The organism is Shewanella chilikensis (assembly GCF_002836945.1).
GTDB classification, from domain to species: Bacteria; Pseudomonadota; Gammaproteobacteria; order Enterobacterales; family Shewanellaceae; genus Shewanella; species Shewanella chilikensis.
In genome coordinates this window covers 43,094-63,327 of record NZ_NIJM01000003.1, presented here as the reverse complement: position 1 = coordinate 63,327, position 20,234 = coordinate 43,094, and the positions used below count along the sequence as shown (strand labels likewise).

At 54.4% G+C, this 20,234-nt stretch carries 22 protein-coding genes and 1 riboswitch; of the genes, 3 read left to right on the top strand and 19 right to left on the bottom strand.

Annotated elements, in window-relative coordinates:
- Positions 1-83 precede the first annotated feature (83 nt).
- The 10 genes from CX651_RS01700 to CX651_RS01655 form a co-directional block, all read right to left on the bottom strand.
- Positions 84-1,331, bottom strand: a complete 1,248-nt coding sequence (locus CX651_RS01700) for an ABC transporter permease (protein WP_101052993.1) — start codon at positions 1,329-1,331, stop codon at positions 84-86.
- Complete coding sequence (locus tag CX651_RS01695; RefSeq protein ID WP_101052991.1) at positions 1,328-2,548, bottom strand: efflux RND transporter periplasmic adaptor subunit; 1,221 nt, start codon at positions 2,546-2,548, stop codon at positions 1,328-1,330. Before CX651_RS01695 ends, CX651_RS01700 begins: the two co-directional genes overlap by 4 nt.
- On the bottom strand, positions 2,545-3,708 hold the full coding sequence (locus tag CX651_RS01690; RefSeq protein WP_028780452.1) for an efflux RND transporter periplasmic adaptor subunit: 1,164 nt from the start codon (positions 3,706-3,708) through the stop codon (positions 2,545-2,547). The genes CX651_RS01695 and CX651_RS01690 overlap by 4 nt, the downstream gene beginning before the upstream one ends.
- A complete protein-coding gene (locus CX651_RS01685) occupies positions 3,695-4,768 on the bottom strand; it encodes an HlyD family secretion protein (RefSeq protein WP_101052989.1) in 1,074 nt (357 codons plus the stop codon). Before CX651_RS01685 ends, CX651_RS01690 begins: the two co-directional genes overlap by 14 nt.
- Complete coding sequence (locus CX651_RS01680; protein WP_025887136.1) at positions 4,758-5,438, bottom strand: ABC transporter ATP-binding protein; 681 nt, start codon at positions 5,436-5,438, stop codon at positions 4,758-4,760. The genes CX651_RS01685 and CX651_RS01680 overlap by 11 nt, the downstream gene beginning before the upstream one ends.
- Before the next feature lie 271 nt (positions 5,439-5,709).
- Positions 5,710-6,117: a hypothetical protein gene (locus tag CX651_RS01675; RefSeq protein ID WP_101052987.1), complete on the bottom strand. Its 408-nt coding sequence runs from the start codon at positions 6,115-6,117 to the stop codon at positions 5,710-5,712.
- Between the two features lie 50 nt (positions 6,118-6,167).
- Positions 6,168-6,572 carry a hypothetical protein gene (locus tag CX651_RS01670; RefSeq protein ID WP_101052985.1) on the bottom strand — a complete coding sequence of 135 codons (405 nt, stop codon included), beginning with the start codon at positions 6,570-6,572 and terminating at the stop codon, positions 6,168-6,170.
- 55 nt (positions 6,573-6,627) lie between these two features.
- Complete coding sequence (locus CX651_RS01665; RefSeq protein ID WP_101052983.1) at positions 6,628-7,083, bottom strand: GNAT family N-acetyltransferase; 456 nt, start codon at positions 7,081-7,083, stop codon at positions 6,628-6,630.
- Positions 7,084-7,127: 44 nt separating this feature from the next.
- A complete protein-coding gene (locus CX651_RS01660) occupies positions 7,128-7,742 on the bottom strand; it encodes a GNAT family N-acetyltransferase (RefSeq protein WP_101052981.1) in 615 nt (204 codons plus the stop codon).
- Positions 7,743-8,052: 310 nt separating this feature from the next.
- Positions 8,053-9,309, bottom strand: coding sequence for an adenylosuccinate synthetase (locus CX651_RS01655; RefSeq protein WP_101052978.1), 1,257 nt, complete (start codon positions 9,307-9,309; stop codon positions 8,053-8,055).
- 251 nt (positions 9,310-9,560) lie between these two features.
- Between CX651_RS01655 and CX651_RS01650 the strand changes: the two genes are divergently transcribed.
- Complete coding sequence (locus CX651_RS01650) at positions 9,561-10,448, top strand: LysR family transcriptional regulator (RefSeq protein ID WP_101052976.1); 888 nt, start codon at positions 9,561-9,563, stop codon at positions 10,446-10,448.
- An 81-nt stretch (positions 10,449-10,529) separates the two neighbouring features.
- Here CX651_RS01650 and CX651_RS01645 read toward each other — a convergent pair whose 3' ends face one another.
- A complete protein-coding gene (locus CX651_RS01645) occupies positions 10,530-11,153 on the bottom strand; it encodes a 2OG-Fe(II) oxygenase (RefSeq protein WP_101052974.1) in 624 nt (207 codons plus the stop codon).
- Positions 11,154-11,492: 339 nt separating this feature from the next.
- Here CX651_RS01645 and CX651_RS01640 point away from each other — a divergent pair, with 339 nt between their 5' ends.
- Complete coding sequence (locus tag CX651_RS01640; protein ID WP_101052972.1) at positions 11,493-12,101, top strand: chemotaxis protein; 609 nt, start codon at positions 11,493-11,495, stop codon at positions 12,099-12,101.
- Between the two features lie 12 nt (positions 12,102-12,113).
- Positions 12,114-12,851 (top strand): oxygen-binding di-iron domain-containing protein, encoded by a 738-nt coding sequence (locus tag CX651_RS01635; RefSeq protein WP_101052970.1) that lies wholly within the window; start codon positions 12,114-12,116, stop codon positions 12,849-12,851.
- Positions 12,852-12,918: 67 nt separating this feature from the next.
- On the opposite strand, the gene CX651_RS01630 is transcribed toward CX651_RS01635, so the two are convergent.
- From CX651_RS01630 to CX651_RS01595, 8 genes are all read right to left on the bottom strand, one after another.
- Positions 12,919-13,467 (bottom strand): NAD(P)H nitroreductase, encoded by a 549-nt coding sequence (locus CX651_RS01630; protein WP_101052968.1) that lies wholly within the window; start codon positions 13,465-13,467, stop codon positions 12,919-12,921.
- 100 nt (positions 13,468-13,567) lie between these two features.
- On the bottom strand, positions 13,568-14,179 hold the full coding sequence (locus tag CX651_RS01625) for an HvfX family Cu-binding RiPP maturation protein (protein ID WP_101052966.1): 612 nt from the start codon (positions 14,177-14,179) through the stop codon (positions 13,568-13,570).
- Positions 14,180-14,395: 216 nt separating this feature from the next.
- Positions 14,396-15,235 (bottom strand): DUF6279 family lipoprotein, encoded by an 840-nt coding sequence (locus tag CX651_RS01620; RefSeq protein ID WP_101052964.1) that lies wholly within the window; start codon positions 15,233-15,235, stop codon positions 14,396-14,398.
- Positions 15,236-15,287: 52 nt separating this feature from the next.
- A complete protein-coding gene (locus CX651_RS01615; RefSeq protein ID WP_101052962.1) occupies positions 15,288-16,394 on the bottom strand; it encodes a phosphotransferase in 1,107 nt (368 codons plus the stop codon).
- Complete coding sequence (gene pnuC, locus CX651_RS01610) at positions 16,391-17,041, bottom strand: nicotinamide riboside transporter PnuC (RefSeq protein ID WP_025011200.1); 651 nt, start codon at positions 17,039-17,041, stop codon at positions 16,391-16,393. Before pnuC ends, CX651_RS01615 begins: the two co-directional genes overlap by 4 nt.
- Positions 17,042-17,044: 3 nt before the next feature.
- Positions 17,045-17,305, bottom strand: coding sequence for a hypothetical protein (locus tag CX651_RS01605; RefSeq protein WP_025887126.1), 261 nt, complete (start codon positions 17,303-17,305; stop codon positions 17,045-17,047).
- Between the two features lie 63 nt (positions 17,306-17,368).
- Positions 17,369-19,525, bottom strand: a complete 2,157-nt coding sequence (locus CX651_RS01600; protein WP_101052960.1) for a TonB-dependent receptor — start codon at positions 19,523-19,525, stop codon at positions 17,369-17,371.
- A gap of 55 nt (positions 19,526-19,580) precedes the next feature.
- Positions 19,581-19,690, bottom strand: a riboswitch (TPP riboswitch).
- A gap of 147 nt (positions 19,691-19,837) precedes the next feature.
- The gene (locus CX651_RS01595) at positions 19,838-20,227 is read right to left on the bottom strand and encodes a YcfL family protein (RefSeq protein ID WP_093983145.1); all 390 of its coding nucleotides are present in this window, start codon (positions 20,225-20,227) and stop codon (positions 19,838-19,840) included.
- Between the last annotated feature and the right edge of the window lie 7 nt (positions 20,228-20,234).

Sequence of the window (20,234 nt, the reverse complement as noted above, 5' to 3'; positions counted from 1 at the left end):
ACCCTTGCCGCTTTTGCAGAACACGCCCTTACGAGCGCCGGCCCTGGCGCCAAAGCCGCTGACAGAGGCGAAAGAAACCTCTGTCAGTCCCGTTGCAAGGCAATAATGGGATCCAGTTTGGCCGCCTTCTGCGCCGGATAGAGGCCGAAACCGACCCCGATACTCATACAAACCCCGAGCGCCAGCAGTATCGCAAAGGGAGACCAAGCCACAGGCCAACCGGCCGCAGTTGAAATAAGCAGCGCCAGTCCCAGCCCTACGACTATGCCAAACAGACCGCCGGTAGCCGAAATGGCGATACTTTCAATCAAAAACTGCCGGGCGATATCCTTGCGCCTGGCCCCCAGCGCCCGCAGCAAACCTATCTCGGCGGTGCGCTCCAAAATGGTGGCCAGCATAATGTTCATAATGCCAATGCCGCCCACCAGAAGCGAGATCCCGGCGACACAGGCCATGACGATATTGAAGATCTGTTGAGTCTTCTGATGTTGGGCCAGAAGGTCGGCCGGCACCACTATGTCATAGTCCTTCTCACCGCCATGACGGCGCTGCAACAGATGATCCAGGCTCTTGGCCGCCAGCGAAGGCTCAACCTCTTCCCTGAGCGACAGCTTAATCATGTCCAGCTCATCTTCAAGCGCCTTGAACTGCATCTTTTTCAGGGCGCTCGACAGTGGAATAAACACCTGATTGCGCTCGCCCCCAAGCTTGACGCCCTGGATTTTGGACTTACCGCGATTGGCATCGGCCAAGATACCCACCACGGTAAACCATTGATGGTTAATCTTGATGTGCTTGCCAAGGGCGTTGCCCTTGGGAAACAGGCTGCGAGCCGCCTCTGGCCCCAACACGGCGACCTGACGAAAGTAAACTTGATCCTGCTCGGTAAAAATCTGCCCTTCATTGAGCTTGAGCGACGTCAACCCAAAATAGCTGGGAGTCACCCCCATCACACTGGCATCGCTGCGCCCTTCGGCGGAAAACAGACTGAAGACTTTTACTTCCTTGGCGGCGCCCCAATCCTGAATAAAAGGCAAGGTGTCTCTGGCACTGTCGATATCACGCAGGCTCAGGCCGACACTGTGTTCACGAATCGATTTCAGCGCCTCGCCGTCATTGCTGCGGCTGTTGACCACCAGATTGCGAACCCCCATGGATTCAATCATCTTCAAGGCTTCACGCTCGGCCCCCTCACCGACGCTGAGCATGGCTATAACGGCGCCGACACCAAATATCATCCCCAGCAACGTCAAGGCAGTACGCAGCTTATGGTGGCGCATCTCATCGAACGCCTGGGCAAATCCTTGCCATAGCCCTATCACCGAACTCATAGCTGACTCCTCTTGGGTGGGGTTGTCAGGGCGATTACATCACCGGGATTGAGTCCGGCGGTAATTTCGGTGCGGTTGAGGGACCTGTGCCCCGGAGTCACATCCCGGCGCACAAAGCCACCGCCCTGCTTGAGAAACACCCAGTAGCGGCCGTCTTTTTGAAACAGGGCCTGATTGGGCACAGTCAATACATCATTGAGATCCAGCACCTGTACCTTGGCATTCACTTGTCTTCCCGGCTGCATAATGGCCGGCAGAGTTTGATCCAGGCTGATGGTGAACTGGAAATAGTTCACCGGGCTGTCTCTGTCTTTGGGCTTGGCCAGCGCATCGACCTGAGTCACTGTGCCGCTAAAAGGCCGCTCAGGATAGGCATCCAGAGTCACTGTGGCTTGCTTGCCGATGGCGAGCCCCACAGCTTCCGATTCAAGCACATAGACCCTTGCCTGCATCACGGAAGTATCCGGCAATATGCCTATGGGGAATCCGGACCAGATCATGTCACCCACCACGGGAAAGGCGCCATCCCAGCCAGCCTGATAGACAAACAGCCCATCGTGCGGCGCGATGATCTCCATCTGTGACAGATTGCCCTGATACCTGTCCATCTTGGCCTGATGGCCTTTCTGTTTCAGCTTGATAAGCGCCTGCTCGGCATCGGCCTGCGCCTGGTGCTGGGTGCCGCCCCACTGGAAATAGTCCAGCTTGGCATCCAGATATTCCTTGTTGCGCATCTGATCTATGATGTCGATTTTGGTGTAGACCCGCTCATCTTCACTGAAAAAGCGCTCGGCCAACTGCCGCTCATTACCTGTAACCTTGCTTCCCAGAGTCAAACTCTGGCTCAAGGTGAGATCTTTCTCTGTCTGGATCTGTGCATCCTGAGCCAGGCGCTCAAAGTCGAAGGCTTCCATCTGCAAGCGAAACGACTCACGGGTATCATCGAGCCTGGCCACCACATCACCGGCCTTGACCTGAGTAAAGTTGTTCTGGATCCAGGCCAGGGACTGAGGCCCACGTAACCCCGTGGGCACCACAACGGGAGTGGACTGCGCCGCTTCCAGCTCACCGCTGGCGGGGATATTGACCTGAAACTCGCCGCGGCTGACTGTCATGGTGAGCACACCATCGTTGCCGCTCGGTTGGCAGCCACTCAAGGCCAAAGCTATCAAGGCCTGCGTTATCAAGGCCAGAGCGATTAGCGAATGATTCTTCATGGCAGCAATACCTCATCACCCACCTGCAAGCCGGAGAGTATTTCAACCTGATCGCCCCCCATGGCACCAACCCGCACCGACTGTTTGCGAGCCCCCAAGAGCCCGTCCAGCAGCACATAAGGATGACCGGCCTCGTAATGCACCGCATCCTGAGCCACCAGAGTCCGCTGGCTGTCATCGGCAATTTCTATGCTGATCTTGGCGGTCATTCCCGGGCGCATCAGCTCGGTATCCGGCTCGTCTATGCTGGCAACCGCATCGAACACCACCAGAGGAACCTCCTGGCTTTTGTTACGAAAAACCGCGCCCAACTCTTTGATTTTTCCTGTAAAGACTTTATCAGGATTGGCATCCAGACGGATCTTGAGTTGCTGGCCCAGTTTAACTCTGCGGGCTTCTACCTCAGGGATCGCCATATTGACCTGCATGCTGTCGAGATCAGGAATGGATAACACCACATCACCGGCAAACACAGATTGCCCCTCCTTGAGCTTGTTGCCCTGAGGATCGTTGCCATAGACCACCATACCGGCACGGGGCGCCACCAAGGTCATCGAGGCGATACCCTTTTTCAGCGCCGCCACTTCGGCGGCGAACTTCTGCCGGTCTCCGTCGAGCATGGCTTCCCGTTGCCGGGCGCTCTCGGCCTCAAGCACTAGTTGCTGCTGCACCAGAGCCACCTTGTCACGGGCGATCACCGCGTCACGCTGGTACTTTTCTTTATCCAACGCCGCCACTGTGTCATCAGAGAGGGCAAACTTACGCTCGGCCTTGTCCAACTCCATTTTGGCCTCCGCCAGTTGCAACTTAAGCTCTTCCATCTTCTTGGCATTACGCAGCTTGGAGGTCTGCAAGTCCTGCACCGTAGCCTCAAGCTCGGCCGATTTGACCGACAGCCTTTGGGTCAGTTCCGAGGTATCCAGCTGAGCCACCATCTCGCCGCTTTCCACCTCGCTGCCTTCCGGCGCCAGCTGCTTGACCTGGTATTGCCAGATGCGCCGCATCACAGGCGGCATTAAAGATACGGTATCGGCCGCCACCAGCTCACCGGTGACTTCTATTTTTTGACTCAGGGGACCTTGCACCACCTGAGTGCTCACCCCATCACTGCAGGCGCTCAGCGCAAGCAGTGCCAGCCAGGCTAAACTAAAGCGCTTCATGTTTGCCTCCGGTTTCCACCAGCACACTCATGCCGGGGATCATGGCGATATCCTCAGGCGCCTTGAAACGGATCCCGACTTCAAACCAGTTACTGCGGCCCCAGGCCGGTAGATTGATGGCCTGGCGACCGATACTGGCAATTTGTCCGGGAAAGGCGCGCTCAATTTCCGCATCCAGACGCATGGTCACGGCTTGCCCGGATTTCAGGCGATCTACATCCACCTCATTGACCCAGGCGATCACCTCCAGATCCTCCATAGCAGGTACTGTGGCGATTTGTCGCCCCACTTGCACCGTATCCCCCACCTCGAATTTTTTATTGCTCCAAGGCTCACGCCCAAGCAGCAAGGGGCCAGCAATTTCGGCTTTCAGCTCCAGGCTGTCCAAGTCCTTGAAGGCCTGGGCCAGCTCGAGCGCCGCCTTTTCCTTGTCAATCTTCAGCTGTGCCAGAGTCGCCTTCTCGGTATCCAAGGCTTCGGCCAGAGCCTGCTTGGCCTTGGTCACCTCAGCATTTAGCTGCAGCAGCTTGAACTGATTGTCGGCGTATTCCTTGGCAGCGATAAAATCTGCCGGCACGGCCGCTACCAGTTGCGCCTTTTCCTGCTCCAGTAACTGCTTTTTCAGCTCGAACCTGGCTTGCAATACCTTGGATTTGAGCTCTATGGACTGGCTCTGCTCCTGCGCCGACACCCTGAGCATGCTGGCTTCCAACTGTTCTATCTGGTTGGCCACCTGACTCTTGTCAAACACCACCACCACTTGCCCGGAAGAGACCAAAGAGCCCTCGGGTAACATCCACTGAATTTGATAGCGCCAGGCATCACCGGCCTTAGGGACGCTGAAGGTCTGCGACTTGGCGGAACTGACTTTACCTGTCAGTAGCAGCTGCGCGGCGGGCTGCGACTTGGCATCCGCTCCCTTGCCCCCTGGCGCCCCGAATGAAGAAGAGGGCGAGCCGGCAGCAGCCGTTGCCGGTATAGCAATTTCTGAAACAGCCAAGCTTGAAAAAGCCAGGCCAGAGACCGCCAGGCTCAACAGTAAAAGAGAATCAGGCCGCATTAGCCCTCCTGTCACTCTGCAGGCAACCATCACGCATGCGGATAACCCGCTGGGCGTAAGCGGCCACTTCCTCTTCGTGGGTCACCAGAATAATGGTTTGCCCTGCGGCATGCAGCTCGGTAAACAGCGCCATGATCTCAAGCGAAGTCTTGCTGTCCAGCGCCCCTGTGGGCTCATCGGCCAACAAAATGGCCGGGCGATTGACCAGGGAGCGAGCTATCGCCACCCGCTGACGCTGACCGCCCGAGAGTTGGTTGGGTCTGTGATCCAGTCGCTCTCCGAGCCCGACACGCCTCAGTAATTCTATGGCGTGGGTTTCATCGCCCTGCCCCTCAGGACTGTATCTCAGCGGCAGCATCACATTTTGCAGCGCCGTGAGTCTCGGCAAGAGGTGAAAACTCTGGAACACGAAACCTATCTGGCGGTTACGCACCGCAGACAAGGCATCATCATCCAGTTGTCCCACCTCTTCGCCATTGAGCAGGTAACTGCCACTGCTGGGTTTATCCAGGCAGCCTATGATATTCATCAGCGTCGACTTGCCTGAACCCGATGGCCCCATGATGGCCACAAATTCATTGGCTTGAATGTCGAAACTGACTTCATCGAGCGCACGCACACAGGCGTCGCCCATCTGATAGGTTTTGCAAAGTTGTTGAAGCTTTATCATTGCTCTTGGTGGGTATTGCGACCGGCGCTCAACCACTCCTTGTTATTGTCTGCAGCTTTGAACCTTGGATAAAGGCGCAAGTTCCCTATTTAATGCCAAATTCCAACGCCGGGCCGCAAGCTAATTGTAAGCTGACATTTCAGCGCCCGAGAACCAATGCTGTGATGCCTCAAACAGCTTGAGGCCGATGCAACGCCTCTTGGTGTAATTCGGGCCGGGCTCATGAATTCTTGCCTTGGAATCGGGCTTAGGGCCTGACTTATGGCCTGACTTATGGCATAGCCCCTATCCAGGCAAACAGGGCCGCGAGGCCGTAAAGCAGCGGCGGCAAGAAGCTCTGGCCACTTTTTTGCCCGCCAAGCAGTCTGTCATAGAGATGCCAGACCATCAAGAGCAGTAGGTTGAGAACAATAAAGAGTATTAAACCAAACACATAAGTTGCCGGCATCAGTTCAAATGCGCAGGCTATCAAGGTCAGAGCAGCCGTAAGCAAGAAGGGCGCAAAACTGAGATCCGCAAAGCAGTCTTGCTGTTCACGTCCGCTGGCGCGGCCATGGTTTTCCTGTACCCAAGCTGCCCCTTGCCGGTGTTCACGGGCTTTAGAGCGGATCCTGGGCCAGGACTCAATCGCAAGCGCGAGCAAGATGATAAAAGCGGCCAATAACAGACTCAAAAGCATAGTGCCTCCCCCTTGGACAAAGAGACAGGCTGCGGCCGCATTTTATTGCATCACATATTGGCCATTATCCAGTAGTCGAGGCGCTTTTGCGGCTCGGCCAAGATGGTTTTGCAGCTGTCTTTGTATTGGCTCATCAAACCAGCCAAACTCTTGCTGTTACCCATGGTTTCCAGCATTTCGGCACGGGCCGCAGCCACGCCTTTCTCGGCATCCTGCGCCGAACTGTACTGGGCAGCCAAAGCCTCAGCGTCCTTGGCGGATTGTTTCAGCCTGCCTCCAACGGCGGCCATCTGCGGTGCATTCATTGCCCCTATGGCTTCAGAACTTATTTGATAATAGGCGGCGCATTGCTGCAACTCGGCGCTAAAGGCCTCTTCGGCGGGGCCGGCGAACACATTGGCACTGGAAAACAAGCCGATAGCGACAAAGACAGACAAAGCAGTTTTATGGGACATCTTGGTGATCCTCTTGATATCAATGAAGGCAAGCTACTTTAGTGCCTGATGAATTTCAAGGTTTTAGGGTCAGACTGTAGTGGAAAAATTCATTGTCCCGGACAAAACCAATGGACTCATAGAGCGCCTGCGCCCTAACGTTATTACGCTGGGTTTCGAGGATCAATTCATCAATGCCCTGTGCTTTGGCGTAATTCAGCGCGGCATCGAGCAGCGCACGACCTATGCCGACACACCTGGCATGTTGAGTGACATAGATATCATTGAGGATCAGCAGCGGCGCCGCCTGCAGCGAAGAAAAGCCGGGATAGAGCTGCACAAAACCCAAGGCCTGGTTTTGCTCATCCGGCAGATAAAAGATCACGGATTCATCCCGCTTAAGCCTTTGGCTGATGAAGCTTAACGCCAGTTCGGGCTGGCTGGGATATCCATAAAACCGGCGATACTCATCAAACAGCGGTGAGATAATCTCGGCGTCCTGTGACTGTGCCCGAATAACTTGCTTTAGCATGAATGATTTCCCTTCGATTCAATAATGTCCTAAATGGTGCTCACTCACTGTGCGAGTTCGGCATGGTACTGATCACTGTAAAATGCCAGCCTGTCCTTGAGGCCTTGTTTCACTTCAGGCCATTCGCTGTCAATGATGGAGTAAACCACTGTATCCCTGACACTGCCGTCCTTGAGCAGCCTGTGATTTCGCAAGATACCATCTTGCTTGGCTCCCAGACGGGTGATGGCTTCCCGTGAAGCCTGGTTGTGAAAATGGGTTCTAAACTCCACCGCCATCACATCCAGGGTCTCGAAGGCGTACTCCAGCAGCAACAGTTTGGTTTCGGTATTGATGGCGCTGCGCTGCACACTCTTGGCATACCAGGTATATCCAATCTCCAGCCGGCGGTTGGCCTGATCCCAGTTGCAAATGCGGGTACAACCGACAATTGCACCGCTATCGCGGCTACGTACTGCAAAGGCCAAGGCCTCACCGCGCTGCTCACTTTCCAAAGCCTGCTGGATATACTCTTTCATCTCATCCGGATGCGGCACGCTGGTGTACCACAAGCGCCACAACTCACCATCGGCGACTGCCAACGACAGCGCCGGCAGATGATCCTGACTCAAAGGTTCGAGGATCACATGTTCTCCGGTCAAGCATGCTTCCAGTCCCATGATTTGCCTCCCTAATAATGCAAGATGATGATTTAACGCTTGTTTAAATACCAGACTAACATGAATAAATCATTAAACCAGAGAAATGTTAACAAACAGTTTCTTTCAAAACGATTGTAAAAAAACAAAGACAGTGATAACAGCAGGTCAGTTCAAAGGGGACAGCAATAAATTGAAATGCGAAGGGGGAAATAGCTAACAGCGGAGAAAGCGCATGACCCAAATGAAGCGCGAAATTAGCATAGTGATGCCCAAGCCTCCCTTGACTATGTCACACACGGAGAGACTTGGGCATAAACGGGCAACCTTGTTAACGCAGGATCATCTGCGCCCGCTCCGGGCCGACAGAGATCATTTTCACCGGCACGCCCATCAACTCTTCAACCCGCTGTACGTACTTTTGTGCTGCCAGTGGCAGGCTCTCAAAGGTGCGGCAAGCCGTGATGTCTTCACTCCAACCTTCCATCTGCTCGTAAACCGGCGCCAAGGCAGAAGTTTGTGGCCAAATCGGGTTTTCGCTGTGTTCGCCCTGATAATCGATGCAGATTTTCAGATCCTGCATCCCACTCAAACAATCCAGTTTAGTGAGCGCCACTTCTGTGGCCGCCTGCAGCTCGACACCATTACGGGTGGCCACGGCATCAAAATAGCCCATATCACGAGGGCGCCCGGTTACCGCGCCGTACTCATTGGCAGCTTCGCGGAAGTTATCCTGCTCTTCCATGGCGGTTATCAAGGTGCCGGTTCCCACTGATGAGCTGAAGGACTTGGCTACGGCAATCACCCGCTCGGGGCGCAGTGCCGGTAAGCCACTGCCGAGACCGGCATAAGCGGCGGTCACGTTGGAAGACGTGGTCCAAGGGTATTCACCGTAAACCAGGTCACGACCCGCGCCCAACTGGGCTTCAAACAGCAGGTTTTCATCTTTTGCCTGCAGCGCTTTCAGCGGCTCGCTCACGTTGCAGATGGCATCACGCCAAGGAGCGGACACTTCCAACAACCAGGCAGTCATCTCTTCTGCGGTTTGCGAAAATTCAAAGGAGGGATACAGCGCCTTGAGCTGCGGCAGTTTCCAGTCCAGCATAAACTGGATACGTTCACGCAGTACTTCAGGCTGCTTCAACCAACCCACCAGAATGCCTTTTTTCATTACCCGGTCACCGTAAGCCGGGGCAATGCCCTGGCGGGTAGAACCGTAAGCGCCGTCACCAAGACGCTCCTCTTCCAGAGTATCTTCAATGGCGTGGATTGGCAGGCACAGAGTCGCCCGATCGGAAATGCACAGATTGACATTGACGCCGGCGGCTTTCACCTCGGCAATCTCTTCGGAAAGTGGCGCCGGGCTTATCACCATGCCGGGGCCCAATACTGCCAAGCAACTTGGATTGAATACGCCGCTAGGCAGTTGATGCAGTTTGAATGTCCCAAAGTCATTCACAACTGTGTGGCCGGCATTGTTGCCGCCCTGAAAACGTATGCTCGCCGCCGCGCTATCTGCCAGATAGTCCACGATACGGCCTTTACCTTCATCACCCCAGTTTGCACCAACTACAACGATAGACGACATTTCCAGTTCTCCTAAACAAAAACCTGTCTATCCTATGACCACGGCAAAAATAAGAAAAATTAATAATCATTATTGGCTTGATAAGAAATCCATATCGGGATATTTTGCATCGGAATCGAAGATAGCGGGCAATTGTCGTGACCAAGGCCATGATTAAGGCCATGACTAAGACCAAGGCCAAGCCGCCAACCATAAAGCGCCTGCCCTAACGCTTAAAAAGTACCGCTTAAAAAACTCGCAAAGAGGCTGTTATGCTCGAACTCCACTGGCTTAAAACCTTTGTCACCCTGGCCCGCCTGGAACACTTCGGCAAGGCGGCCAATGAACTGCATATGACTCAACCCAATGTCAGCTTACATATCAAACAGTTGGAGCAAACCACCCGAGTAAAGCTGATTGAGCGGAATCCATTTCGGCTGACCCAAGCCGGTGAGCGCTTGCTAAAGAGTGCACACAACACCCTGATGGAGCTGCAAAGTTGCCAGGCCGATCTCAATGCCATCAATGATCTGTGCCAGGGCACCATGACCATAGCCGCCAGCGATATTATTTCCAGATGGCTGCTGATAGGTCCATTTCAGTCGTTCAAAGCCGAATTCCCCGGCATTGACCTGACACTGCTGAACACCACCTCCTCGCAAGCGGCAGACCTGGTAAAAAGCGCCAAGGCCGATCTTGGCTTTGTGATGGCACAAAAAGAGAGTCAACCGCTGCATTTTACCGAGCTGAAACAAGTGAAATGGTACGCCTTGGGAAATGATCTCAAGGCCTGGCAAAGAGGAAAAGTCTCCAGCCCGCAGGAAGCACCGACCTTAATACTACTGGGACACGACACCCGCACCCGGGATCTGATTGACCCGGCACTACCTGAGCTCAAACTGTCGGAATACCGCATCATGGAAGTGGGCAGCGTGGATGCCCAAATAGATTGGGCCGAAGCCGGTTTCGGTATCGCTATAGTGCCGGACTTCGCCCTGCATCCCAAACTCAACCTGCAGTCCTGCATGACGCCACTACCCAGCTTCCCTTCCGCCAGCCTGGGTTACATAGTGCGCCAGAACCAGGTGCTATCCAAAGCCATCAAGAAACTGCTCCATTGGGTAGATGAAGAGATTCTGCGCTCACCGAGTGTTAGCTGAAGCTACTGCATAAGCCTGCTGCCCCTGAACTAAGCTTGTGCTCAAAAATACCGCCCAGAGGCAACATGCCAGTAGTGTTATTTATGGCAGTTCATAACTACCGGCAACCCGAAACCAACCGGCTATGCTGGCGCGATCTTTATGGGTTGGCAGTACTTCATGGGGGAAACGCTCGCTCAGGAAAATCACCAGAGTGCCCATTCTCGGCGGGATCTGCTCAAGCAGAACATCGTTTTCTTCATAGAGCATCAGCTCGCCGCCATCCCCCTGTTGCCAGTCGGGATTCAGGAAGAAGACCGTGGTCAAGATCCGGTTGCGACTGCCCCGCAGCGCGTCCAGGTGTTTACGGTAAAAAGTACCAGGGCGGTAAAAGGCGTAATGGCTTTCATAATCGAATAGCCCCATAAACAGGCGCCGGTTAAGCCCATGACGCAAGCAGGCCATGTATTCCAAATAGTCGGCATCCGGCTGTTGTTGTTCATTCAACCAGCGGATCCTGTCTGAACGTATCTCCTGTTCGCGCACGCGCTCATTACCACGGCCGATTTCAGCCCAGCGAAAGCTCTCTACCGGCGAGTGGTTAACCTTATCCAGCAATGCGTTACTCAATGTCTCCGGCAGCACATCCTCAAGCACTATGTATCCCTTGTCCGTAAGTGCATCGGCAATCCTGTCCAATAGTTCATCGTTTAACAGCGAAACCAAATGGGTATCCTCTCTGAAATGCAGCGGCTGTTGTTGCCTATTTATTGACAAAGCCACAACCTAAAAAGCCCCCACTTGAATAAAGCAGGGGCCGATTCTGATAGCAGCGGATACTAGAGCATTCGATTTGGGCTGACAATCAAAATAAAACTTTCAATTCATATAGTTACAACACTAAACATCTATTCTCAAAGAGGCTCTTCAAGCTAAACAGAGTGCAAATTCAAGCGCTTGAGTTGTAGCTTGACTCCATTGATGGGAAAAATCAGCTCGCGCCTGTTGGGAAGTTAATTATCTTCTATACTCTCAAACAGGATTATGACTGTAAAACAGTGAATTATGGGATCAGAACGTCAACCAACGCGTCAGTTCTATGTTCGTGCCGCCATCATAGCCGCCGAACTGGAAAAGACTCAGGGCCACTGCAAAGAGATTAATATTATCGCCAGCAATGCCCAGGCGGCATCGATTCGCGCCGGCAGCATGGCGCTGGGCTTTAAGGCGCTGACCCACTCCATCGACGAACTGGCGCATTTCACCACCCACTCAGCCGCGAGAATCAATCATCTGGCACAGACCATCAGCCGCCTGACCAGCGAGCAGACCCGAGTCCGCAAGGCGATGCTGCAATTTGCCCGCGCCAGGGAGAAAGCCCGTAAAGCCCGTTATGGCGACAGTATCACGCCGGCGCTGGAGAAGAACAGCCAACACTTTACGGCCCTTGAGCAACAGTGCAAACACCTGAGCCTGGATATTGAATTGCAACTGGAAGAGCTCTGCCAGCAGCTGAAAACCGCCAAAGTGCTGGCCTCGCTGTGCCGCATCGAAGCCTGCCGGATAAAACCCGCCGACCAGGCCACTTTCAACCATGTTGCCAACCGGGTCGATGCTGCTGCCGGGGCGATCCGCACTCAGGTAGATAAGGCGATTCAATTACTTGAACAATAAGGGAGTACAGGGATGAAGAGCCAACTCTTGTTGGAAACCCATAGCCACAAATGGATCTATTTTGGCCGGGATCCGGACAAACCCGACGGCATCATAGACACCAATCAATATATGTTGGTCACTGCCGAGCAGGCTCTGCTGATGGACCCGGGGGGCATAGAGCTATTTGCCCCCATGCTGGCCAATGTGGTTTGTCACATCCCCATAGAGCAGCTCACCCATCTATTCGCCTCCCATCAGGATCCCGATATCATCTCCTCCCTGGGGTTGTGGGATCAGACTCTGGAGCGGGCCCAGCTGCACGCGCCCTGGATTTGGGAAGGTTTCATCCGCCATTTCGGAATGGAGCATATTCAATACCAGGCCATTAAAGATCAAGGCGACAAGCTGACGCTCGATGGCGTAGAGGTGCAGTTTATCCCGGCGCATTATCTGCACGCTTCTGGCAATTTTCATGTCTACGACCCTATCGGCAAAGTGCTGATGTCGGGCGATATAGGTGCGGCACTGGAAGACGCGGATGCCGGGCTGTTTGTCGATGACTTTGGCCGTCACACCGAGAAGATGCGCTTTTTCCATCAAAGATGGATGCCCTCCAACCGCGCCAAGCAGGACTGGATAGCCAGAATAAGAGAGCTGGAGCTGGACTATTTATGTCCGCAGCACGGGCGGATATTCAGGGGCGAACAGATACCTGAGTTTCTCGACTGGTTCGAGCGCCTGGAGGTGGGGGTTGCGGTAGGCAACTGAGTACAATAGCTTGATGCCATGAGCTTAGCCCATGGCAAGCTTTCCGCCATTGAGTGTCCGGCAGCTATCAGAGATAGCGGGCAAAGGCGCTGCCCTCTTTGGTGGCTTTGAGCGGCGCTTCAACCACAGGGGTGCCCAGATAGAGAAAGCCCACTATCTGATCGCTGCCATCGAGCCCCAGTGCCGTGTTGACCGTAGAGTCAAAGGCAAAGGCGCCAGTGCGCCATATTCCGCCAAGCCCCAGGGCAAATGCGGCCTGCTGCATCGCCATCACGGCGCAGCCGGCTGCCAATTGCTGCTCCAGCTCAGGCACCTTGGGATGATCTTTGGTCTTGGCAACCACAGTGATTACCATAGGCGCTCTGAGCGGCAAACCGGCAGCCTTGTTGATAAAGCCCTCGTCGGCACCATCTGCTGTGGCGGCTGCAACAAAAATATCTGCCAGGCGATTGAGCCCTTCACCGGTAGCAATAATAAACTCCCAGGGCGCCAGGCCACCGTGATCCGGTACTCTGGCCGCGGCATCCAGGATAATTTTCAGTTGCGCTTCATTCGGCGCCGGAGCCTGCAGTCGTGGACATGATTGTCGGGTAAGAAGAAGAGTAAGTGCGTCCAATGCGCGATCCTCAGCTGAGATATCAATGACTTCACAGGATACCAAATCCGCCCCGGATCGCCAGAGGCAATAAGCCGGGACGAGTTGTTTTAAGCAACAATCAGCCGAGATTAACGGTTTTGGGTAGCCATTTACGGCCAATAAAATAGTCCACACTGGTGTAACGACCGCCGCCCATAAACAGCAATACCAACAGCATAATGAAATAGGTGATCGCAAACTCAATGCCGTTGTTGAGGATCACCAGGTTACCCGAACTGGTAAGCCAGTCGTAATTGCCGTGCTGCTGCAATATCCCCTTGGCCCGCTCAAGCTTCTCCACCGAAGCCATCACCCTGTCGTTTGCGAGCCAGGATGAGGGATCGGCAATCGCCAGCCAGCCATTGGACCAGTGCACACTGAAGGCCGCCACCAACATGGTAATACTCATGGGGATAGCCACCAGCCGTGTGGCCAACCCGAGCAGAAGCAGCAAGCCACCAAAAAATTCGGTCCCGGCCGCCAGCGCCACCATCACTTCAGGCATGGGCAAGCCCAGCCCCCAATCCGGATTACCGAACCAGGCCGCTGTGTCGCTGAAGTGGCTGAGTTTATTGTAACCGGCCTGCACCAGCACCGGCGCCAGATAGAGCCGCAATGCCAACGGTGCCAGGCCATCGAAGTGGCGCAGTGATTTCAAAAATGCCGCATAGGTTTGAATGATGACTTGCATTAAAGCGTCCTTATTCGGGGAGTATTTCTGTCATGCTGCAGTTGACCCGGCAATAAGCGATTTTATTTCAGTCTTTAGTTTAGAAAGGTGCGAACAAGCCCCATGTCTGCTCTGCGTCCACTTAAGGGCCTGGATGCAAGGCGTGGTTCGCGGGCAAATAGCCCAATGCCCGTTCTACAGACCAAAGACCCGCTTTACGACCCCATAAGCTCAGGGCTATGCCTGACTCAGTTCATCCAGATCGTCAATCAAGTTGCCCAGCTTACGCTTGAAGTGCTTTTGCTGGCGCTCACTCAGGCTCTGGTGCAGTTGCAACAACAGCATGCCGAAGTTTTCCGTGTTCTGCGCCAATTTCTGCTTGTGCACATCTGACTTGAGCTCATCGGGCGATGTCATCAGCAGCCGCAAGCGCTGCGCCAACAAGTCAGAATCACTGCGTTGCAGCAAGGCTTGTTTGAACTGCCGGAGCCACTCGTGACGATACTCGAGCCACATATCCAGGGTCGCCAGTCGGCGGCTATTGTGTTCATGGATCAGGGCCTTTTGCTGCTCACTCAAACGCCCCAGCCAATCGGCAAACAGCTCCTCCAGCCGTTCATCCGCATCTTCAATCAGTTGTTCCTGGTTTTTGTCCTTGTATTCATCCACCAGCTCCTGCTCATCGGCCTCCAGTTTGGCTATCACCTGGGCGACCTGCTTGTCACTCAAAGAAGCGATAAGGGGCAAAAGATCGTCAAACACCTGGGCAAACAGCCGAAACCAGTGATCTCTTGCCATATCCACATGATGGCGCCAACTCTGTGGCGTTAAAGTGCCATCGGCAAGCTCGGTTTGCAGCGTTTTTAACTGGGCACTGTATCTGGGTAACTCCTGGCTGCGATGCCAGGCGAGAAAAGGGTCGAGAATGGCGTCAAACGCCTGCTCCTGTTGCCGGTTGAGAGTGACATAATCTTCCAGCTGCCACTCTATGGCCCAATCGAGGAAATAATAGCTGACCTTGGTGGAGCAGGCACTGAGCGCAATAAGCAGCGCCAGGGCAATAACAATGCGTTTCATCCATTAAATACTTTAAGTTGGCTAAGGCCAGGCGACAGCTTCCCTGCCTGACTCATTGATGCTTTACAAGATGCCAGAAGTCATCAAACCAGTCGAGATAAGACTGCTGCTGATTGTCCCAGGCCATCTGCAAGGCCCAGCAGCAGGCAAACAGCCAGTAGACATCGACGGCTGCAGCCACGGCCAGGTGAGCATCGCCGGTTAAATGCGGATGCTGCTCAAGATAGTGATAGATGAGCCACTGTTGCCCCTCGGCGCTCAGTTGATGGGATGACAGCACCCCGGCCAACTCAAACAGCGGGTGGGAAGCGCAGGCATATTCAAAATCGACGCACTTGAGTCCATCCTCGGCCAGCAACAGGTTATGAGGATTGAGATCCCTGTGACAATACTGAGGCCTCAGCAGACAGGCCTCCAGCCGAGTGCTGCACTGCTCGAATAACCCTTGGGCCGAGTGAAGTTGCATGAGCCGCTGTTGCCAGCTTGAAGGCTGCACCCGGCTCAGAGCCATGCCATCGAGCCGCTCCAGATAGATGCGCCACTGCTCGGCAACACTGATTTCGAGCTTGGGGGCCGGCAAGCCCCTCAGCCCCAGCAGCAACTCCAGCAGTAAGGCCTGAGGTGATTTGCCTTGCTTGGCTCCCAATACAGCGCCTGAGCCACCTTCATGTTTAGACTCGTGTCTAGGCTCATGTTTAGAATCATGTCTAGGCTCATGTTTGTGCTCAGGCAGGCCAGAGAGGTTCTTTGAGTTTGCATAGGCTTTTTGAGCCGCGCTTGCGATCTCGGCCGCGCCTTTGGATGCGAGTAACTGCTGCCAGTTGGCTTGCGGCGCTTGTTCGATAAAGCGGCTCAGATATAACCCCTTGTCAGCGCTGACCCAAATCAGCCCTGGTGCCAGGTTCGCCTTCTCGGCAACCCGCCAACATGCCAGTTCGTTGTTTCTGTCGCAGATACGGTCTGAGCCCGGGGAGTTGACTCTCAGCACCATTGACTCGCTACCGGCCTGCAAGAGCCAGTTTTGGTTGCTTAGCCCAAGGGTGAGCGGCTTGGCCCCTTCAAGCGGCCACAACTGTAGCCGCTTGAGGGCGGCATTGAGCTCACAGCTCAAACCTTCACCCAGACTGGCTTCAAGTGCTGTCAGCGGTTTGCCTTTCATGCCGCGCCGCTTTCAAGCTGTGAGGAATCACGACCGCGGGACTCCTGAGCTCTGGCGCGCCAGATAAAGTATCCGGCTACCGCCATCCCCACGTAGAGCACAAACAAGAGTGAGGTCAACATCAAGCCCTTGCTTAAATAGAGATAGATGGACACCAGATCGATAACCACCCAATAGAGCCAGTTTTCCAGCACTTTGCGCGCCACCAGAAAAGTCGTCATCACAGCAAAACAGCTGGTTGCCGCATCCAGGTAGGGAAAGGCTGCCTGAGTGAAAGTCGCCATCATATGACCGACAAACAGAGACACCAACCCAGTCAACAAAATCAGCACCAGGTGCCGCTGCCAGGGCCAGGAGGTCACAGCCACTCCTTGATGGTTTTCCCCACCCCGGCGCCAGAGCCAGTATCCGTACAACGCCATCGCCATGTAATAGACGTTGAGCACTGACTCCATCAGCAGCGCGACTTTCCAGAACAGCACAGTGTAGATGGCAGTGCTGGCAAAGGCTGCCGCCCAACACCAGATATTGGCTTTCATGGCCAGCAGCAGATAGGCCAAGGCCAATACCACGGCTACCGCTTCCCAAGCGCCCATTCCCTGGGCCTGAGAGCCGGCCTCGGCGAGCCAGTGCCAGAATTCACTCATGGGTTATTCCCTGTGGCCCAAGTTCAGCTCACCGCCGATAAATTTACAGACAAACACCGCCTTGCCAAATTTCTCGTGCGCTGCCTGCATCTCAGTGGCCAGCATGGCCATCACCTCGGCATAATCACCGCACACCTGTGTCGCCATGGCATTGGTGGTTCTCTCTATGTTGGCATAAGTGTCCAGGCGCTTGATAAACCATTGAATAGGCTCCAGATACTCATCGTGGAGCGGATACATGCTGATTTCGGCAGTTAACTTCATTTTACATCTCCTGTAATGAACCGGGGCACTGCTACACGCCCCGGCCGACAACGGCTTATGCCATCAGATAAATTTGACCTTGAAGGTCACACCAATCTGGCGTGGGTCCCCGTAGCGGATATATTGCTTCTCGGCCCAGTCCTGATCCGGCTCATTGCCGAAGTAGAAACCGCGCACGCCGTATTTTTCATCGAACAGGTTGCGGCCCCAGAGGTAAACCGACCACTTTTCGGTCTCATATCCCAGCTTGGCGTTGACCACCTGATAGTCTTCAGATCGGGAATCATTGCTGTCTGAGTAGTAGAACGCACTCTTGCCACTGCTGTTGAGGTTGGCAAACCAGCCCATGTCATTGCGCCAGGTCATGCCGAGACTATAGGTCCATCTCGGCGAGTGGGCCAGTTCCCGGCCACTGAGATCCACAGGGTTGCCATATTTATCCTGATACAGGTAATCACCGTATTCTGTCTGCAGATACCCAAGGCTGGTGTAGAACTGCAGTGAATCTGTGGGATACCAGTTGGCTTCCAGCTCGGCGCCATAGTTATTGGAGCTGCCGGCGTTTTCGGTGAACAGAATAAAGCGCTGGGGATCGACAGGATCCTGCAGCGAGGCCGCTACCTGCTGATCTTCCCTGTCCATAAAGAACAGTGCCAGACGAGTATCCAACAAGCCATCGGCCCAGCTGGATTTCAGCCCCAGTTCATAGTTGTAGAGGATTTCGGTATCGAACTCTTTCTTGTCGGCCAGCTCCTGGGGCAGCGTCATATTGAAACCACCAGCCTTGTAGCCCCTGGCTATCCGAACATAGGCTTCATGGTGTTCAGCCAGCGCCTTGGACAGGGCGATATGGCCACCCCACATATTTTCCGATGGGCTAAAGGCATCACCATTGCTGTCGCTGTAGTCACTCTCACGTCGCTCAATACGAGCACCGATAGACAGGCTGTAGCCCGCCCCCAGATCTGAGTCCAACTGGGCAAACACCGCATAGTTACTGGCGCTGTAGCGGGAAGTCAGCACTTCATCCGGCCAGCTGTTGTATTCAGAGTAGAGATCATTGTCCTCATCGAGATCCATAAAATAGAGCCCGGCCAGCCAGTCTGTGCTGCCGCCGAAAATCCGCCCGGCCTCGTTAGAGCTGAATCTGAACTCCTGTGACAGAGTGCGCCGCTCGCCGCGTTTATCCCAGGTGTAATCGTACTCACAGGGTGCGCCGCCGCACTCTTTCCCGGCCCAGTAATCCGGGTTGGCCCAGTCACCGTCGTAACCGTGATGATGATCTGTAGCGGCATAGCTTGACAGGGACACCAGCTCAAAAGCCTCAAAGCCGGTATAGCTCAGCTTGAGACTGGATCCCGTGGTGCGCTGCTTGTCGACGCCCGGCGCATCGGTAATGGTATCGAAGCCGTTATTGTCCAAAGTCCAGGCATCATAACCATTGTCAAAATCGGCATGCAGTAGAGTGAAGTCCGCCTGCAATTTGTCGGTGGCGTACCAGCGCAGCTTGATACGGCCGCTGAATTCATCACGCTCATTGGTATCGTCACGGCCCAGATACAGGTTGTCGCGATAACCGTTCTGCTTGTGTTGCTGCAGCGCCACACGATAGAGCAGCTTGCCGGAATCAGTCACTGGGCCGGAGCTGAAGCCGCTAAAGGTTTGCAGATTATCATTACCGAGCGAGACTTCGGCGCCGTGCTCGAACACGTCTGTGGGATCATTGCTCTTGAGATAGATAAGACCGGCCAGGGCATTGGCGCCATAGCGGGTGCCCTGGGGGCCGCGCAGCACTTCAAACTGCTGCAGGTCGTACAGGCTGGAAACGCTGCCCAGCCCGGAGAGATCGATATCATCGATAATAAAGCCCACAGAGGAGTTGGGCGCTCCCTGGTATTGCTCCTGCTCACCTACACCGCGGATCTGGAAGTATCTTGGCCGGGAGCTGGCACCTGACCAGTTGAAGTTGGCTACGTTACCCAACATGTCTTCGAAATGCTCGGCGCCTTGATCTTCAATGCGCTGCTCGTCGATAACAGTCACGCTGGAGGGCATCTTTTCCAGCGTCAGACCACGAAAGTCGCCGCTGACGACTATCACTTCCATGGCTTGTTGCTCATCTTGATTTTCAACGCCGGGATTATCGGCGGCATGAACGGGTGCCCACAGCAACATCTGAATGGTGCTGGCAAGCAGAGTAGGTACGGTAAACTTGGACATAGGACCTCAAATATTCACTGTTTGAGATCCGGCAATAAGAAAGCGAGTTGAAAGTGCACGAATTGTGGCCCATTCCTACGCCGGTACTAGCCGGATCAGGTTCTAAGGGTTCGTCATACGACATCTCAGTCAACCGCAATGCGGTAAACACCCCTTGGCGCGGGCCAGTATACACGAGTTACCAACAAAAGTGAGCCAGGTTGCCAAATTGTACCCGAGGGCATAAAAAAACCGCCCACTCCAATACTCCCGAGTGTTGAGCATTCAACGGGAATAATGGCTCGGGCGGCAGTGGTGCCGAGGTTTCAACTTTTAGTTTGAAAAGGCCTCGCGCACATAGATCTCAAAACGGCTGGCGGTCGGATTCGGCGCCACGGCGCTCACCTGCAACTGCTGTTTACCATGCAGCTTAACCGACTTCCAGGACACACCTTCATCATCCAGGGTATAGCCGCTGGCATCATACCAGGTGAATTTGTATTGAATGCGCATATCGGTAGCGACTTTGCTGCTGATTGTGGCTGTGCCTCTGAGCAAGCCGCCCTCGCCTCTGGCCATAAGATCACCGACACTTACAGAGCGGGCAAAGCTGCTATTGTCGATACGGCTTTCACCGGTCGAGCTGGCATACACCCCGGCCGTATGGTTGGCGCAGCCTGCCAGAGCCAGCAGGGTTGCTGCTATTACCAAGACTTTTTTCATCTGCCAA

What these genes read in the sequence shown, in the direction of transcription:
- CX651_RS01700 (WP_101052993.1), bottom strand. Translation starts at nt 1,331, where the DNA reads ATGAGTTCGGTGATAGGGCTATGGCAAGGATTTGCCCAGGCGTTCGAT.
- CX651_RS01695 (WP_101052991.1), bottom strand. Translation starts at nt 2,548, where the DNA reads ATGAAGAATCATTCGCTAATCGCTCTGGCCTTGATAACGCAGGCCTTG.
- CX651_RS01690 (WP_028780452.1), bottom strand. Translation starts at nt 3,708, where the DNA reads ATGAAGCGCTTTAGTTTAGCCTGGCTGGCACTGCTTGCGCTGAGCGCC.
- CX651_RS01685 (WP_101052989.1), bottom strand. Translation starts at nt 4,768, where the DNA reads ATGCGGCCTGATTCTCTTTTACTGTTGAGCCTGGCGGTCTCTGGCCTG.
- CX651_RS01680 (WP_025887136.1), bottom strand. Translation starts at nt 5,438, where the DNA reads ATGATAAAGCTTCAACAACTTTGCAAAACCTATCAGATGGGCGACGCC.
- CX651_RS01675 (WP_101052987.1), bottom strand. Translation starts at nt 6,117, where the DNA reads ATGCTTTTGAGTCTGTTATTGGCCGCTTTTATCATCTTGCTCGCGCTT.
- CX651_RS01670 (WP_101052985.1), bottom strand. Translation starts at nt 6,572, where the DNA reads ATGTCCCATAAAACTGCTTTGTCTGTCTTTGTCGCTATCGGCTTGTTT.
- CX651_RS01665 (WP_101052983.1), bottom strand. Translation starts at nt 7,083, where the DNA reads ATGCTAAAGCAAGTTATTCGGGCACAGTCACAGGACGCCGAGATTATC.
- CX651_RS01660 (WP_101052981.1), bottom strand. Translation starts at nt 7,742, where the DNA reads ATGGGACTGGAAGCATGCTTGACCGGAGAACATGTGATCCTCGAACCT.
- CX651_RS01655 (WP_101052978.1), bottom strand. Translation starts at nt 9,309, where the DNA reads ATGTCGTCTATCGTTGTAGTTGGTGCAAACTGGGGTGATGAAGGTAAA.
- CX651_RS01650 (WP_101052976.1), top strand. Translation starts at nt 9,561, where the DNA reads ATGCTCGAACTCCACTGGCTTAAAACCTTTGTCACCCTGGCCCGCCTG.
- CX651_RS01640 (WP_101052972.1), top strand. Translation starts at nt 11,493, where the DNA reads ATGGGATCAGAACGTCAACCAACGCGTCAGTTCTATGTTCGTGCCGCC.
- CX651_RS01635 (WP_101052970.1), top strand. Translation starts at nt 12,114, where the DNA reads ATGAAGAGCCAACTCTTGTTGGAAACCCATAGCCACAAATGGATCTAT.
- CX651_RS01625 (WP_101052966.1), bottom strand. Translation starts at nt 14,179, where the DNA reads ATGCAAGTCATCATTCAAACCTATGCGGCATTTTTGAAATCACTGCGC.
- CX651_RS01620 (WP_101052964.1), bottom strand. Translation starts at nt 15,235, where the DNA reads ATGAAACGCATTGTTATTGCCCTGGCGCTGCTTATTGCGCTCAGTGCC.
- CX651_RS01615 (WP_101052962.1), bottom strand. Translation starts at nt 16,394, where the DNA reads ATGAAAGGCAAACCGCTGACAGCACTTGAAGCCAGTCTGGGTGAAGGT.
- pnuC (WP_025011200.1), bottom strand. Translation starts at nt 17,041, where the DNA reads ATGAGTGAATTCTGGCACTGGCTCGCCGAGGCCGGCTCTCAGGCCCAG.
- CX651_RS01605 (WP_025887126.1), bottom strand. Translation starts at nt 17,305, where the DNA reads ATGAAGTTAACTGCCGAAATCAGCATGTATCCGCTCCACGATGAGTAT.
- CX651_RS01600 (WP_101052960.1), bottom strand. Translation starts at nt 19,525, where the DNA reads ATGTCCAAGTTTACCGTACCTACTCTGCTTGCCAGCACCATTCAGATG.
- CX651_RS01595 (WP_093983145.1), bottom strand. Translation starts at nt 20,227, where the DNA reads ATGAAAAAAGTCTTGGTAATAGCAGCAACCCTGCTGGCTCTGGCAGGC.